This window comes from Paenibacillus sp. NAIST15-1, from assembly GCF_001894745.1.
Classification (GTDB): Bacteria; Bacillota; Bacilli; order Paenibacillales; family Paenibacillaceae; genus Paenibacillus_B; species Paenibacillus_B suaedae.
In genome coordinates, this window is the sequence record NZ_BBYF01000010.1 from 44,760 (window position 1) to 61,642 (window position 16,883).

General features: G+C 48.7%; 13 protein-coding genes. 12 read left to right on the forward strand and 1 reads right to left on the reverse strand.

The features are described 5' to 3' along the window. The first annotated feature begins 8 nt into the window (after positions 1-8). Positions 9-317, forward strand: coding sequence for an ArsR/SmtB family transcription factor (locus tag PBN151_RS19715; RefSeq protein ID WP_021257013.1), 309 nt, complete (start codon positions 9-11; stop codon positions 315-317). 240 nt (positions 318-557) lie between these two features. Beyond that, positions 558-1,910 carry a hemolysin family protein gene (locus PBN151_RS19720; protein WP_021257012.1) on the forward strand — a complete coding sequence of 451 codons (1,353 nt, stop codon included), beginning with the start codon at positions 558-560 and terminating at the stop codon, positions 1,908-1,910. A gap of 90 nt (positions 1,911-2,000) precedes the next feature. Here the strand turns inward: PBN151_RS19720 and mnmA are convergent, their stop codons facing one another. Continuing rightward, positions 2,001-3,107, reverse strand: coding sequence for a tRNA 2-thiouridine(34) synthase MnmA (gene mnmA, locus PBN151_RS19725; RefSeq protein WP_072730363.1), 1,107 nt, complete (start codon positions 3,105-3,107; stop codon positions 2,001-2,003). Between the two features lie 320 nt (positions 3,108-3,427). Here mnmA and cymR point away from each other — a divergent pair, with 320 nt between their 5' ends. The 10 genes from cymR (at position 3,428) to PBN151_RS19780 (ending at position 16,859) form a co-directional block, all read left to right on the forward strand. Then, positions 3,428-3,847, forward strand: a complete 420-nt coding sequence (cymR, locus tag PBN151_RS19730; protein WP_021257010.1) for a cysteine metabolism transcriptional regulator CymR — start codon at positions 3,428-3,430, stop codon at positions 3,845-3,847. A 102-nt stretch (positions 3,848-3,949) separates the two neighbouring features. Further along, positions 3,950-5,152: a cysteine desulfurase family protein gene (locus PBN151_RS19735; RefSeq protein WP_072730364.1), complete on the forward strand. Its 1,203-nt coding sequence runs from the start codon at positions 3,950-3,952 to the stop codon at positions 5,150-5,152. Positions 5,153-5,301: 149 nt separating this feature from the next. After that, the gene (locus tag PBN151_RS19740) at positions 5,302-5,784 is read left to right on the forward strand and encodes a PRC-barrel domain-containing protein (RefSeq protein ID WP_065292198.1); all 483 of its coding nucleotides are present in this window, start codon (positions 5,302-5,304) and stop codon (positions 5,782-5,784) included. 47 nt (positions 5,785-5,831) lie between these two features. Next, on the forward strand, positions 5,832-6,047 hold the full coding sequence (locus PBN151_RS19745) for a hypothetical protein (protein WP_036592596.1): 216 nt from the start codon (positions 5,832-5,834) through the stop codon (positions 6,045-6,047). Between the two features lie 254 nt (positions 6,048-6,301). Beyond that, positions 6,302-8,182, forward strand: coding sequence for an anaerobic ribonucleoside triphosphate reductase (locus PBN151_RS19750; RefSeq protein WP_227774875.1), 1,881 nt, complete (start codon positions 6,302-6,304; stop codon positions 8,180-8,182). A 2-nt stretch (positions 8,183-8,184) separates the two neighbouring features. Further along, positions 8,185-8,664, forward strand: coding sequence for an anaerobic ribonucleoside-triphosphate reductase activating protein (gene nrdG / locus PBN151_RS19755; protein WP_028531392.1), 480 nt, complete (start codon positions 8,185-8,187; stop codon positions 8,662-8,664). Positions 8,665-8,733: 69 nt separating this feature from the next. After that, complete coding sequence (locus PBN151_RS19760; protein ID WP_072730366.1) at positions 8,734-9,798, forward strand: AI-2E family transporter; 1,065 nt, start codon at positions 8,734-8,736, stop codon at positions 9,796-9,798. A gap of 221 nt (positions 9,799-10,019) precedes the next feature. Next, positions 10,020-13,364: a SwmB domain-containing protein gene (locus PBN151_RS19765; RefSeq protein ID WP_072730367.1), complete on the forward strand. Its 3,345-nt coding sequence runs from the start codon at positions 10,020-10,022 to the stop codon at positions 13,362-13,364. Positions 13,365-13,805: 441 nt separating this feature from the next. Then, on the forward strand, positions 13,806-16,442 hold the full coding sequence (gene alaS, locus PBN151_RS19775) for an alanine--tRNA ligase (protein WP_072730369.1): 2,637 nt from the start codon (positions 13,806-13,808) through the stop codon (positions 16,440-16,442). Positions 16,443-16,598: 156 nt separating this feature from the next. Beyond that, on the forward strand, positions 16,599-16,859 hold the full coding sequence (locus tag PBN151_RS19780) for an IreB family regulatory phosphoprotein (protein ID WP_005547503.1): 261 nt from the start codon (positions 16,599-16,601) through the stop codon (positions 16,857-16,859). The last annotated feature ends 24 nt before the right edge of the window (positions 16,860-16,883 follow it).

The window sequence follows — 16,883 nt, forward strand, 5'->3', positions numbered from 1 at the left end:
AGAAGAAGATGAATTATTTCCTGGGAAAAGATTTGGATGCAGATGTACTGGAGCGGGTATCGCAAACGTTCAAAGCGTTGGGTGATCCGACACGTATTCGAATTTTGTCACTTCTTGCGCGTGAGGAATGCGCCGTAAATCAAGTCGCTGACGCTCTGCAATTGTCACAATCGGCAGTATCTCATCAGTTGAAAACACTTCGTGCATATCGCTTCGTCAGATATCGCAGAGAAGGTCAAAATATTTTATATATTTGCGATGATGCTTATATACTTGAGCTGTTAAATGAAGCAGTTCGATACGCGATTGAGCAATAATTTCGCGAAAGCGCAGACTGATTGTTCCGATTCATATTCAACAAAAATGGTGATAGGACGATATAAAGAAAGAATATACATAAAGACAACAAATCCCGCTAATTCTCATATGTTCAACGATGAGGCGTATGGGAGTAGGATTCTTATGTATTTTCTTATATAATATATATATATGTCTTTATTTTATTGTATGGGGAGGTGTTCCTGTCCGTTTCGAAGTGGGAGTGGGCAGGAGATCGGGTGAGTAGTGATCCGTTACCGATATTTTGGGGATTGTTGTTTGTACTGCTATTAGTATTTTTGAATGGCTTTTTCGTTGCGGCAGAGTTCGCGATGGTGAAGGTGCGCGGAAGTCGTCTGGATACACTCGTGCAGGAGGGGAATGCGAAAGCGAAGCTGACTCGGCATGTGACAGAGCATTTGGATGCTTACTTGTCTGCCTGCCAATTGGGAATTACGCTTGCTTCTCTTGGTCTCGGATGGATCGGGGAGAAGACTGTCGCACAGCTGCTGTATGAACCGTTGACGGCACTTGGTGCAAGTAATGCGGTGATTACATCGATATCTACTGCTATCGCCTTCATTATCATTACCGTGCTGCATATCGTTCTCGGCGAGCTTGCGCCTAAGACGCTTGCGATACGCAAATCGGAACGTGTAGCATTGTGGACTGCAGGACCATTAAGCTTATTCTACAAAGTGATGTATCCGTTCATCTGGCTATTGAATGGTACGGCTAACATGGTGCTGAAGGTATTCGGCATCGAGCCGGCTTCTGAGCATGAATCAGCTCATACGGAAGAAGAGATTCGTATCCTAGTGAAGGAAAGCCATAAGAGCGGTCTCATTGATAATACTGAATTGGCACTTGTAGACAACATTTTCGACTTTACGGAAACGCATGCACGGGAAATTATGATTCCAAGAACCGATATGGTCTGTTTGTATGCAGAGGATTCATTTGAAGTAAACAAGACCAAAGTGCTGACGGAAATGCATACTCGTTATCCGGTATGCGATAACGATAAGGATAATATTATCGGCTTTATCCATATTCGCGACATTGTGAAGGCTCCTGATGATTTGGAGAGCATTCATTCGATTGTTCGGCCAATGTTAAGTGTCCCAGAATCGATGTCAATTAGTGCCTTGTTGAAACTGATGCAGAAAAATAAGGTGCAAATCGCGCTGCTTATTGATGAATTCGGTGGGACAGCCGGTTTGGTCACATTAGAAGATATTATGGAAGAGATCGTTGGCGAGATTCAGGATGAATTTGATGAAGAGCGTCCGCAAATTGAGAAGAAAAATGAAACCAATTATTCGATTGATGGACGTTTGCTGATTGAAGAAGTGAATGCGTACTTCGGGACGAATATTTCTTCCGAGGATTATGATACAATTGGCGGCTGGATGTATGCCATGGTGGAGGTGCCTCCGAGAGTGGGGCTGCGAACTCGAGTGGAAGGCGCCTTTGAGTACGAATTCATCATTGAGGAGACAGATCATTTCCGGATTGCGCGACTTCATGTGAAGAAGCTGGGGGCGGCAACCAGCCATGATGCGATGCTGAATCCAGCATCAAGCATTTAGAACCAATGACGAAGGGGGTTATCCTGCACCGTGTGAAAATTCCACAGTGCGGGATAACCCCCTGTATTCGTTCAGCAATCCTGCTGAGTATTACGCCTTCAATTTGTGGACGACATCAATCGTGCCACCGCCGAGGCAAATGTCGCCATCATAGAAGACGACTGCTTGCCCAGGTGTTACAGCGCGTTGGTTGACGTCGAATGTTACCTCAACTGTTCCGTCCGCATTCTTCTGGAGAGTAACGCCTTGGTCAGGCTGACGGTAACGGAATTTGGCTGTGCAGCGGATCGGTTCAGTTGGCATGTCGCCTTCGATCCAGTTGACCTGAGATGCAACGAGCCCTGTGGAATAGAGGCTTGGGTGATCATCGCCCTGTACCACATACAGAACATTGTTGGCCAAGTCCTTCTCAGCAACGAACCATGGCTCTCCATTGCCTGAGCCGCCTATGCCCAAGCCTTGGCGTTGACCTAGCGTGTAATACATAAGCCCGTCATGGCGGCCCTTCACCTCTCCTGTACGGATGTCAATCATCTGTCCAGGCTGTGCAGGCAAGTACTGGCTCAGGAACTGCTTGAAGTTGCGTTCACCGATGAAGCATACGCCGGTGCTGTCCTTCTTCTTGGCAGTGGCTAGTCCTGCTTCTTCTGCAATGCGGCGAACCTCCGGCTTCGGCAGATGGCCGATCGGGAACATAGCCTTCGCTAGTTGTTCTTGATTCAGCGCATTAAGGAAATAAGTCTGATCCTTATTCCCGTCCACACCGCGCAGCAGCGTATGCTTGCCGTCTTCATGAAGGACACGCGCGTAATGGCCTGTCGCCAGATAGTCTGCACCCAGATCGAGTGCTTTCTGCAGGAATTCACCGAATTTGATCTCACGGTTGCACATTACATCTGGATTAGGCGTACGACCGTGACGATATTCGTCTAAGAAATAGGTGAAGACCTTATCGAAATATTCCTTTTCGAAGTTCACCGTATAATAAGGGATGCCGATTTGTTCGCATACGCGGCGAACATCTTCCGCGTCGGTTTCGGCTGTACACTGTCCGAACTCGTCAGTGTCGTCCCAGTTTTTCATAAATATGCCGATGACATCGTAGCCTTGTTGCTTAAGCAGCAGTGCTGTCACCGAGGAATCTACGCCGCCCGACATGCCGACGACGACGCGAGTGTTCGCATTAGAGTTTGTCATGGTATCACCGTCTTTGCTGCGAGCTGTAAGAATGGCCTTGCGATAATGGCTATCGGCTCGCGATTTTATCATAATAGCTTGAAACTAATACAGGCTTGATACAAAAGTGAGTTTTATTCACTTCCTTTAGTATTGTACCATAAGGGCTTGTATACCGGAAATAAGAGATGATGTCAAGGAATTTTCAAGCAAATGGAAATAATTCGGGAATAGCACATCAGTTTATTGTCCATAAAGAGAAGAGTTATGTTACGATATACAGGGAACCTTAATCGGAATACATTGGATTTATACGATAATAAAACTATGAGGTGTATAATATGAAAATTTCAACGAAAGGCCGTTATGGCCTGACGATTATGATGGAGCTGGCAAAGAGCTGTGGAGAAGGCCCAACGTCGCTAAAGAGTATTGCAGAGAAGAACCAACTGTCCGAGCATTATTTGGAGCAGCTGATTGCGCCGCTACGCAATGCTGGATTGGTTAAGAGTATTCGCGGCGCATACGGCGGCTATATACTGGCGGGCGTTCCTGAACATATTACAGCAGGTGAAATTATTCGCGTGCTGGAAGGGCCAATCTCCCCAGTCGACTTCACGGAAGAGGATGATCCGGCTAAGCGTGACTTGTGGCTGCGTATCCGGGACAGCATTGCGCAGGTACTTGATTCCACGACTCTTGCCGATCTGGTTAACTATAAGGATGTGGGAAGCCAGGACAGCTACATGTTCTATATCTAGACGATGGATGGATAGCAAGCTATAGGTTGACGACCACTTATCTTGAGAGTGAAGTTTGATATTGTTATTTGTCATACGGATTAGCAGAAACGAGGGAATACAATGGAACGCATCTATTTTGACCATGCAGCGACGACTCCGCTTCATCCAGACGTACTACAAGCCATGACCGACAGTATGCATCAAGTGTTCGGAAACGCTTCCAGCGTTCATGCGTTCGGACGTGAAGCGAAGCTCGCCTTGAATCAAGCTCGTGATAGTATTGCCGCCCAGCTGGGATGCCAGCCGCAGGAGCTTGTCTTCACGAGTGGAGGAACGGAAGGGGATAATGCTGCCATCTTCGGTGCAGCATGGTCTGCCTGGCTGCAGCAATCGTCAGAAACTGCTGCTCAGCTAGGAAGCAGTGGCGATGCATCCGCACGCAAGCCGCATATCGTGACGACTCAATTGGAGCATCATGCAGTGCTGCATGCGTGCGAGCGCTTGGAGAAGTTGGGCTTCGAGGTTACTTATGTTGCGCCGGATCAGATGGGTCGAGTATCGGTTGAGGCAATTGAAGCTGCGCTGCGCCCGCATACTTGTCTCATTAGTGTCATGTATGGCAACAACGAGGTGGGCACACTTCAGCCGATAGAAGAAATTGGCCGCTTGGCACGTGAGCGTGGCATTCTGATGCATACGGATGCTGTTCAGGTGCTCGGGCATTTGAAGCTCGAACTGCACGCGTTGCCGGTTGACTTTGCCAGCTTTTCTGCCCATAAGATTAATGGACCCAAGGGAGTAGGCGTTCTCTATGCTCGCGCAGGTGTTCACTGGGATCCTCTGCTGTATGGTGGAAGTCAAGAACGCAAGCGCAGAGCAGGGACGGAGAATGCAGCAGGGATTGCCGGAATGGCGAAGGCAATGGAGATAGCGAATGGCTCACTTCCAGCGAAGCTGGAGGAACTTGCGCAGGTGCGCAGCACGCTGTGGACAGAGTTGTCAGCAGTTCTCGGCGATCGAGTGGTCATGAATGGCCATCCTACTGAGCATTTGCCGCATATATTGAATGTTAGTTTCTTGGATGTGCCTACGGAGACAATGCTGATGAATTTGGACTTGGCGGGAATTATGGCTTCGAGCGGATCTGCCTGCACATCAGGCTCGCTTGAATTGTCGCATGTGCTAGAGGCTATGGATTTACCAGATGAGCGCAAGAGAACGGCTGTACGATTCAGCTTCGGTTTGGGCAATACTAGGGAAGAGGCTGCTTGCGCTGCGCAACAAATTGCAACCATCGTATCACGTGTTCGTACTAGACAGTAAGGGAACTGTCACAGCGTGAAAGGAGGGGCGTTTGAAGATAACGCGGCATGTTGGCCGGGGACGTACGTGAAATGAGAATCTCCCTGATTCTGATGAGGAACGTCCTGCATTTGGAAGTGAATGCCGTTAGCTGAAGAGGGGGCCCCGATATGAAGCTGTTGGAACTAATCGGCCTTCCCGTATACGGAATCGAGACGGGGAAGCGGTTGACCAAGGTAAAGGATATCCGCATTTCGAATGATTGGACTATCACACATATAGAGCTTGAAGGTCGTTCCCGCAAGGGATCACCACCTCCTTCTGTGAGCTGGGAAGAGGTAACGGCTTGTGGTGAGGATGCAATAATGATCGCGAATGATACAGCCATCCGGCATACGGAGGCTATCCATATAGAGAGGGCTTTCTTGACAGGGAATGGAGCGTTGAAGGATTTGCCTGTCATGACAAGTGAAGGATCGCAATTAGGATGGGTCGCCGATGTTTATTTTCAGCCAAATATGGGTAACCAAGTAACAGGTCTGGAAATTTCAGACGGTTTGCTGTCTGACTTGTTGGAAGGCAGACGGCGGATAGATGGGACAAGCCGCTTGAAATGGGGATCAGATGTTATCATCTTCGAAGATGGCGGATAACCTGAACGGTACGAACAAATTAGTCAATGGACGGAATGGTGAATACGATGTTGCGATGCCCGAATTGCAATTCCAAAGATATCGGGAAAATTGGTTCCCACCAATTTTATTGCTGGGGATGTTATATAGAGCTGACGGTGAACGGGGACAAGATGTCAGTTTACCAGGTCGAAGAGGATGGCACATTAAGCTCTCTAGATGACTTGTTTTTTGGTGATGAATTTGCTGCACCTTCGTTCCCAGAGGCGCAGGCTTCATCGTAAGGGTCAGGCAGAAATATCCACCATATGGAACATAAGCGCTCGTAACCGCCTTATAGAGGCGATTGCGGGCGCTTTTTGCATGCTCGGCCATTTGTCCGTGATGAATCTCATATTGTGAGAAAAAGAGTTCGTTCATAATGCATATTGTGCTCATTTTCAAATAACAACACTAGATATAGTTAACATAGACAAATTGCACTGAAAATGATGGTACATAAAGAGAAAGGAATGAGTTTGATATGACGATGGTATCCATGAAACGGACGAACGCAGTATGGGATCGGAGCAATCGGACCAGTACAGAGCGGCTGACGGCATCGCTGCATGAGATTGTTGACGGTGGCAATCAGGATCTGATGCAGGAAAATGCGAATGTAGATGGAAGATCGCCAATGGGTATGATGGGGAAGATCGCTAGCGAAAGCGCACGCTGGTATGCGGTTCAACATCTGCTGTCTGCAGACGTAAGAGATGCAGTGGAGCAGAACCTGATGTATCCACATGATCTTGATTTCTATGCCTCCGGTACGACAACGTGCTGCCAGATTCCTCTGGGCAAGATGTTGAAGCAGGGGTTCAACACAGGTCATGGATATATGCGCGAGCCGCAGGATATTAAGAGCGCGCTTGCGCTGGCATCGATTATATTGCAGGCGAACCAGAACCAGCAGCATGGCGGACAGGCGTATCCGATGTTCGATTATGATGTGGCCCCTTATGTGCGCAAGACATTCAATCGCCATATTCGCTATATGGAATCACTGCCGCTGCAAGCAGACTTCGATCTAGAGACAGAGGCGTGGAGACTAACGGAGCGTGACGTATATCAGGCTTGCGAGGCATTCATTCATAATGCGAACTCGATGCATTCTAGAGGCGGTGGGCAGGTACCGTTCATTTCATTGAACTATGGCACGGACACCTCTGTGGAGGGGAGAATGCTGATTAAACAGTTTCTTCTCGCAACGCAGGCCGGTCTTGGTAGAGGAGAAACACCTATCTTCCCGATTCAAATATTCAAAGTGAAGAAAGGCGTCAACTTCGATCCTGCTGATCCGAATTACGATCTGTACCAGCTTGCCTTGCAAACGACAGCGCAGCGGCTGTTCCCTAACTTTGCCTTTCTCGATGCTCCGTTCAATTCGCAGTACGATAACGGCACACCCGAGAGCGAGGCATGCTACATGGGCTGCAGAACGCGCGTCATGGGCAATGTGAACGGGGACGAAACGGCGATCGGCAGAGGGAACTTGTCATTTACCTCTTTGAATCTTGTTCGCCTTGCTATGATGTCGTCCAGTGTGGATGATTTCTTTGGCCGATTGGACTCGCTTCTGTCCTTGACAGTGAAGCAGTTGAGGGAGCGATTCGACTATCAATCGAAGAAGCAGGTGCGTGACTTTGCTTTTCTTATGAAGCAAGGGGTATGGCGCGGAAGTGAGGACTTGCAACCCGAGGATGAGCTGGGAGATATCCTGAAGCAGGGGACACTTAGTGTTGGCTTTATCGGACTTGCTGAGGCGCTTGTAGCGCTTGTTGGTTCCCATCATGGCCAGTCTGAGGATGCACGCAATCTAGGCATGCGCATCGTGTCTCATATGCGTATGCGAATGGATGAGGCGATTGAAGCGACAGGTCTTAATTTCTCCTTAATCGCGACGCCGGCTGAAGGTCTATCGGGTAAATTTACGAGCCGGGATCGAGATGATTTTGGAGTGAGACAAGGAATTACGGATCGGAAATATTACACCAACTCGTTTCATGTACCCGTCTATTACTCGTTGAAAGCAATCGACAAGATTCAAATCGAAGGGCCGTTCCATGAGCTGTGCAATGCCGGGCATATCACGTATGTTGAGCTGGATGGAAGCGCGAAAGCCAACCCACAGGCACTTGACCGTATCGTGCGTGCAATGGCGATGAGCGGGATTGGGTATGGTTCTCTTAATCATCCTGTTGATCGCTGTCGTACATGCGGCCATCAAGATACGATTGAAGATAGCTGTCCGATGTGTGGAAGCTCAGGTTCGCAGATTGAGCGCATTCGCCGCATTACCGGTTATTTGGTAGGGGATATGGATAAGTGGAACTCTGCGAAGCGGAAGGAAGAGACGGAGCGGGTGAAGCATCGATGAGTATGCGTGTTCTATCTATTTTGCATGACAGTGTCGTTGACGGCGAAGGGCTGCGTACAGTTGTGTTCTTCAGCGGCTGCCCTCATCAGTGCGAGGGGTGTCATAACCCGCAATCGTGGAACATGATGAACGGCACGGAAATGAGTGTAGCGGAGGTGGCAGCCGAGTTGCTGTCCAATCCGCTTACGGATGTCACACTGTCCGGTGGAGAACCGTTCATGCAAGCAAAGGAAGTGAAGGAATTGACCCGGCTGCTGCGTCAGTCGGGTCGACATATATGGGTATATACGGGATATACGGTGGAGCAGCTGCTTGAAAGAGGAACAGCTGACCAGCAAGAGCTGCTTCGCTGTGTGGATGTATTGGTTGATGGTCCGTTCGTAGCGGAGCGCCGTTGTCCAGGACTTCCCTTCCGCGGCAGTGACAATCAGCGCATATGGCGGATGGAGGAAGGGATACCAGTTGGATTAATTTCTCTCTAGGCTACACATACTTTACTGTATTGCAAGCATTCTACATCACAAGCGTACATGAACGGAGTGTGTAATACAGTGGAGCGTTTTTGGAAGAACCGTCTTTTTATAATGGCTATCTATTGTCTGCTTGGTCTTATCATCCTCTATTTTCTATTTATGATGAAACCTCTTATCGGGCATGTATATGGCTTCCTCAAGGCCGTGCTTGCCCCCTTCTTCGTGGCCATGATCATTGCCTATGTGTTAAATCCGATCGTAATCCTGCTCAATGAACGGAAAGTGCCGCGAACGATGGCAGTGCTGCTTATTTATGCAGTGTTTATTGCGGTAGTCACCGTGATTTTAGTCAATATCATCCCCATGCTGGTGAGGCAGCTTGCTGAGCTTAACAATCAGATGCCCCACCTAAATGCGAAGGCGGAACAGATGATGGACGGGGTTAGCAAGACGATGCCGTCATCTGTACGTTCCGGATTAAATGACTCCATTTATGCTCTAGAGGAGCGCATAGGCAAAGCGATATCGGACTTTATGGAGAATATTGGGGCCGCCATTAATTTGCTCTTCATTGCGCTTATCGTACCATTCCTCATTTTCTACATATTGAAAGATTTTGACGTATTCGAGAGGGCGGTAATAGCTTATGTGCCGCGTTCGCATCGCAAGCATACGGTGATGCTATTCCGAGAAATTGATGCTGCACTAGGAAGCTACGTCCGAGGTCAATTTCTCGTATGCCTTATTATCGGTGTGCTTGCATATATCGGCTATTGGATAATTGGCATGCCCTATGCGCTCCTGCTTGCGTTATGTGTAGCCGTGTTCAATATTATTCCTTATCTCGGGCCATACTTCGGTGCTGCTCCCGCACTTATCTTCGCAGCGACGGTATCGCTCAAAATGATTATTTTGGTCATCGTTGTAAATACCATCTGCCAAATTGTAGAGGGGAATATTATTTCTCCACAGATCGTGGGCAAGACGCTTCATATGCATCCGCTGACGATCATTTTCGCCCTGCTTGTGGGCGGGGAGATTGCTGGAGTTGTGGGGCTAATCCTTGCGGTTCCTTTCTTTGCAGTCGTAAAAGTAATCTGTCAGCATATTGTAGCCTATCAAATCCGAAGAAAGACAGTGTGAGCATTTATCGGTAGTAAAGGGAAATCACGGCAACGTAACATCCTACTTAAGACCTATTTTTCAGAAAGTTTCGCAATTATGAACAACAAATATGTTGTTCGGCGCGTTTAAAGAATTGGATACGGCGGTAATGAAGGATGGACGCCGTATATTTTATTCGTGAAACTATGCGAAGCTGCGTCCTGGGGAACGAAAGGGAAATTAAGGGAGGAGAGTTCTACGTGAAACGAACACTTGCGATATTGCTCACCATTGCTTTAGCGATGGAACTTTCTGCGAATGCCGCAATGGCATTGCCGCAGACAGACTCAAGCACAGTGCTTAAAGACTCAGTGAAAGACAAAATAGAGGGCTTGAAAACAATTAAGGTGGCATCCATGTCTCCAGCTGCTGGAGCGACGGATGTCAATGTCGGAACTGAACTTATTCTTACGTTTACAAGTGAAGTGGAAAAAGGAAGCGGGAACATCACCGTAAGAAAGAAAAATGGCGATAAGGTAGAGGATGTTGCAGTAGACAGCAGCCAAGTTCGGCTCGATGATACGAAGAAAAAAGCAACGATTACGCTATCCAAGCCGTTGGATTCTGGGGCTTCCTATCGGGTTCAAGCAGATTTCGGCACGTTCAAGTCTGGCAGCTCTGAGTTCCTGGGTATTTATGACCCTACAGAATGGACGTTCACGACAGCAGCTGATACTGGAGCGCCTCAGTTGGATACGGTATCGCCAGCGATCGGGCAACGGGACGTCCGTGTGGATTCCAAGCTTGTGTTGACTTTCAAGGAGAAGGTATGGAAGCAATCCGGCGGGAGCGTCATTATGAAGCAGGCGAAGGACGGCAAAGTGCTCGAAGCGCTGCCGATGTCCTCTAACCGGGTTACGGGAGACGGAACAAATACAATTACGATTGACCCCGTTCAACAATTGAAGCCCAATATGGATTACACGATTGAGATTGCGGCAGATTCTCTGTGCAATGCAAGTGGGAAGTCTTATGCTGGATTGAATACATGGAAATTCACAACAGGCAATCCGGATACAGCGGCTCCATCGTTGAAGTCCGCTGCGCTGAGCAAGGTGGACACGATTCGCTTAACGTTCGATAAGGAATTGAAGAAGACCTCGGTTCCACCAGCTGCAAGCTTTGAAGTATGGGTAAATGGTGACACACGCCGTGTAACGGGTACAGCAATGGGCAGCGATTATGTGGATGTAAGCCTGGAGAATGGAGTCTCTGCGGGTCAGAGCATTTCCATTTCCTATCGTCCTAGTGCTGACCGCAAGTCTATTCAGGATACGGCAGGCAATGCGGCTGCTGCATTTGAGAAATTATCAGTAAGCAATGAGGTTGACCGTACGCCTCCTGTTGTGAAGTCAGCCAATGCGCAAGGCATGAAGGTAGTGTTGGATATGTCGGAGCCGCTGGATACAGTGTCGGCGCGTGCTTATGAGCAATTCAAGGTGACCGTGGATGGAAGCGAGAAGACAGTCAGCCGCATATCTGTGGACGGCTCGAAGGTAACGCTGTCGCTTATTTATGTAATCCGCGATAATCAAACGGTGCGAGTAAGTTACAAGCCAGATCGATATCCGTTGACGGATCGGAGCGGCAACAAGCTTGAAGCATTTACAGATGTGCTGGCGCGCAATGATGCGGATACGAAGGCGCCAGTGCTTCAACGGGCAGAAGTAAGCGGGAGCCTGCTGACGTTGACTTATAATGAGCAATTAGACACGAGCAAAGTACCGCCGCGCGGTCATTTCTCGGTGTATGTCAATCGCTCATCCCGAAATGTCGATTCTGTTCAAGTGCGTGATAACGTGGTTAATCTGATCTTGAGCTCCAGTGTTAGCGATGGTGATGATGTCACGGTATCCTATGTGCCAGGTACGGGTGAACCTCGTATTTCGGATCTGGCGGGGAACAAGGCTCCTGTATTTACCTTGAAGAAGGTGGATAATGGTTCTGACCGAACGGCTCCAACTTTGCGTTCAGCTTCTGTGAAGGGCAGCACGATGACACTTGTCTTCTCCGAGCGCTTGAAGGAATTGCCTTCGCCGGATGAATCTCAATTCGTGGTACACTCGGACAATCGGGTGATTAAGGTAAAGCGTGCTTCGACACGCAATGAAGAAGTTACCTTGACGCTGGACGAAGCGGTCAATGCATACAGTGCGGTAACAGTTGCTTACTTGCAGGGTAAAAATCCGATTAAGGACTTGGCAGGGAATTCGCTGCAGTCGTTTGCTTCTACGACCGTTACGAATAAAACTGATGGTTCCACGACACGTCCCGGAGATTTGCAACCGGCTACGTTCCGCTGGTTCTTGGATGATGGATGGTATTTGCTCTCCAGTTCGGCAGCGGACACAAGCTCTGATCGTTCCTTGAGCGGAAGCACTGCGAAGCGTTATACAATACCGGCAACAAAGTTGAAATCATCTTTTGAATATGTACTCAAGAACGGCACGCGTAATCATCTGGCATTTGATGTGCCGACATCCGAGCGCGGAGCAGTGGTTGCTGTTCCATTGCAAACGTTGAATGAAGTATACAATAAGGCGAATGATGCGATTTTCTCCATTCGTTATGGCGATATATTGATGTCGGTACCGCTTCGTGAGCTGGATTTCCGTGCGCTTGAACGCGAGTGGGGAAACAATCAGGCATATCTGCTGCTTCAAGCAGAATCACAGTCGGGATCGGATTCCAATGCATTGCTGCGCAGCCTGAACGATACAGGTGCACGCGTGCGTGTCAATCCGATTGAATTCCGCTTGTCGGCATTTGCTGGCTCCGCTACGCCGCGTACAATTGAGGCTAACTTGAAATATAAAGTGCGCAACGCACAATTGATACAGCGTAGTAATGCATCAGCCGTTCGTTATGATTCCGTGCTGAACAAGGCGGGATATGTGCCTACAGTGACGAAGCAGGAGCTAGGCGTTGCGGTATACGCCCTCCAGTTCAAGGGCAATCGTTCCGTTGCTATGATGGATCGCTCGAAGGACTTCTCGGACATTAAAGACCACTGGGGACGAGACGCCATCCGCGAATTGGCATCAAAGTATATCATTGAGGGTGTCAGCAATAATGCATTTGCACCAAACGCCAACATTACGCGCGGGCAATTCGCGATTTTGCTGGCACGCTCGCTGGGGCTTCAAGCTGATGCATCCGGTGCTTCCGCTTATCGTGATGTGAATCAGACCAGCATGATGGCTCCCTATATTGGGGCTGCGACCAAGGCAGGAATTATTGGCGGTTATGAAAATGGCACGTTCCGTCCGAACGAGTCGATCAACCGTGAACAAATGGCAATTATGCTCGTTCGAGCTATGGAATATACAGGACGCAATGTGGCTTCGAACCCAAGCGCACTCAACAAGTTCAATGATCGCGGACAAGTGAGCGGCTACGCTCGCGACGGCGTAGGCAAGGCAGTATCCGCAGGGATCGTGCAAGGGATGACCGCGAATACATTCCAGCCTAAGGCTACCGCGACACGTGCGCAGGCAGCAGTTATGCTGAAACGCATGCTAGAGCAAATTGAATATTTAGGATAATCGCATTTCAGCGAAAATCCGTTGAGCAGGCAGATGGGATCAAACGAAAGAAGTTTGACAACCGTCTGCCTGCTGCTTATACTAAATTATTGGATAGGTATATGGAACAAAACGAAGACGAAAACGAGTAAGCTGAAGCCCTAGGAACAGAGAGAAGATTCCGGATCGGCATATGCCGGCTGGCTGCAAGAATCTTCACCTTGAAGAACAGCTGAACGCTAATTTCTGAGTGTGAATGGAACTTCACCGGGACGTACCCGTTATCAACGTCGAGGCGATCGCAGACGCTTTTCTTGCCCTTGCTTGCATGATACGCAGGCTTGATAAAATGGGGGATGATGTATGCGATAACCAGGGTGGTACCGCGATATATGAATCGTCCCTGATTTTCAGGGGCGATTTTTTTATTTTTATATAACAAACTATTGGGGGCGTTTACTCATGAAAGCTAGTGAAATTCGCGAAAAATGGTTGAAATTCTTTGAAAGCAAAGGGCATCACATTGAGCCAAGCGCATCGCTTGTACCACACAATGACCCATCCTTGCTCTGGATTAATGCGGGTATGGCACCGCTCAAGCCTTATTTTGACGGACGCGTGAAGCCTGAGAACCCGCGTATCGCAAACTCGCAAAAATGTATTCGTACGAACGATATCGAGAATGTCGGCAAGACTCGCCGTCACCATACGTTCTTCGAAATGCTGGGGAACTTCTCCATCGGCGATTATTTCAAAGAGGAAGCTATTACATGGGCTTGGGAGTTCTTGACAAGCAAAGAATGGATTGGCTTCGATCCGAATCGTCTCTATGTTACTGTCCATAACGATGATGAAGAAGCGTACAAGCTGTGGAATGAGAAGATCGGCCTTCCTGCTGACCACATTGTGAAGACAGGCGACGACAACTTCTGGGATATCGGGGAAGGCCCTTGCGGTCCTTGTACAGAGATCTTCTACGATCGCGGAGAGAAGTACGGAACATTGGAAGAGGATCCAGAATGCTATCCAAGCGGAGAGAACGAGCGCTACTTGGAAGTATGGAACAATGTATTCTCACAATACAATCATAACAAGGACGGCAGCTACACGCCGCTTCCGAACAAAAATATTGATACAGGCGCCGGCTTGGAGCGCTTCGCTTCAATCTTGCAGGATGTCGACTCCAACTTCGATACAGACTTGTTCCAGCCGATCATTCAAGCAACATGCCGCATTGCAGGCGTGAAGTATAATGAGCGTCCAGAGTTCGACGTTGCCTTGAAAGTAATCGCAGACCATGTTCGTACCGTAACATTCGCTGTAGGCGATGGCGTTCTGCCATCGAATGAAGGCCGTGGTTATGTAATCCGCCGCTTGCTGCGTCGTGCAGTCCGTTACGGCAAGATCCTCGGTATCGACCGTCCATTCATGGTAGAGCTGGTACAGACGGTATGTGAAGTAATGGGCTCACATTACAACGAAATCGTTGAAAAACGCGAGTTCATTGAGAAGGTAATCAAAAACGAGGAAGAGCGATTCCATGAGACGCTTGTAGAAGGCTTGGCGATTCTGGAAAGCTTGGCATCTGCTGCGAAGCAGGAAGGACGCACGCAAATTGGCGGACAAGAAGCGTTCAAATTGTATGACACGTATGGATTCCCATTCGATTTGACAGAAGATTATGCTTCTGAACATGGATTGACGGTTGATCGTGAAGGTTTCGACCAGGCGATGCAAGAACAGCGTGATCGTGCCCGTGCAGCTCGTCAAGATACGGGAAGCATGAAGGTACAAGGCGGGCCACTTGCTGATTACACGACTAAAAGCGAGTTCGTTGGATATAATGAGTTGGTAACTGAATCCAGTGTACTGGCACTGATCGTGGATAACGAAATGGCAGAAGAAGCACAAGTAGGATCGACTTGCCAAGTAGTGCTTGATCGCACGCCATTCTATGCGGAGAGCGGCGGTCAAGTAAGCGACAGCGGTGTCCTTACAGCAGCTGGATTCAAAGGAGCAGTTGAAGATGTATGGAAAGCTCCTCATGGTCAGCATATCGCAGTAGTGCGCGTGGAAGAAGGAACACTGCGTGTCGGCATGCAAGTACAAGCTGCAGTAGCTCGCGCGATTCGTGAGGATATTATTAAGAATCATACTGCGACACACTTGCTTCATAAGGCGCTCAAGATTGTATTGGGTGAGCATGCGAACCAAGCAGGATCTCTCGTGCAGCCTGACCGTCTTCGCTTCGACTTCACACATTTGGGCAGCATTAGCGAAGAGGAGCTTGTGGACATCGAGCATCGTGTCAACGAGCAAATCTGGAAAGGCACACAGCTTGTTATCGAATCGAAATCGATTGATGAGGCCAAAGAAATGGGCGCAATGGCGTTGTTCGGCGAAAAGTACGGCGATGTTGTACGTGTCGTACAAGTTGGCGATTACAGCATTGAGCTATGCGGTGGCTGCCATGTTAGCAGCACCTCAGAAATCGGTCTCTTCAAGATCGTAAGCGAGAGCGGCATCGGTTCTGGTGTACGCCGTATTGAGGCTGTAACGGGCCGTCATGCGTATCAGTATATGGAGGCGCAATTGGAGCTGTTGAAGCAAGCAGGTTCCTTGCTTAAATCGAATGTAGCGGATGTACCGAAGCGTATTGAAGCTATGTTCTCACGTGAGAAGGAGCTGTCCCGCGAGAATGAATCGCTTAAGAGCAAGCTGAGCAGCATTGAAGCAGGACAATTGACAGACCAAGTTAGAACAGTTGCTGGTGTTCAAGTGCTGGCTGCACAAGTCGATGCAGGCGGTATGGATGCACTTCGTACGACGGCAGACGAACTGAAGGCGAAGCTTCCAGAAGCGATTATCGCACTCGGTGCAGTAAATGAAGATAAAGTGAACTTCGTTGTTGCTGTTGCTCCAGAGCTTGTAAAGAAGGGGCTTCATGCCGGCAAGTTGATTAAAGAGCTCGCTTCTGTGTGCGGCGGTGGCGGTGGCGGCCGTCCTGATATGGCGCAAGCTGGAGGCAAAGACGCTTCCAAGCTGCCAGAGGCATTGGCTCTCGTGGATGAGCTTGTTGGGAAGCAGCTTGGCGTATAATATAAGAGAGGGGAGCCCTGCAATAGGGGCTCCCTGATCCGATTCCATAGGGAGGTTATTGTCGTCAAATTTGTGAACAATGCCAAGCTTTGGATCGGAATATTTTCTAGTTTGTTCGGGTATGTGTTATGATAAGAGTAAAGCGAGGTGTTAGCGATGAATTCCATGGATAAGACGATGAAGTTCAATGTAAAAGCGGAGGAACAGCAAGCTTCCAACGAAGATATCCTGTTGTCTGTCTATGATGCGCTTCTCGAGAAGGAATACAATCCTATTAACCAAATCGTTGGTTATCTTCTATCCGGGGATCCCGCTTATATCCCGCGGCATAACAATGCTCGAAGTATCGTGAGGAAGAAAGAGCGGGACGAACTGATTGAAGAATTAGTTCGCTTCTACTTGAATCATCACCGATAAGTCGCGAGGATGAATGCAGCACGG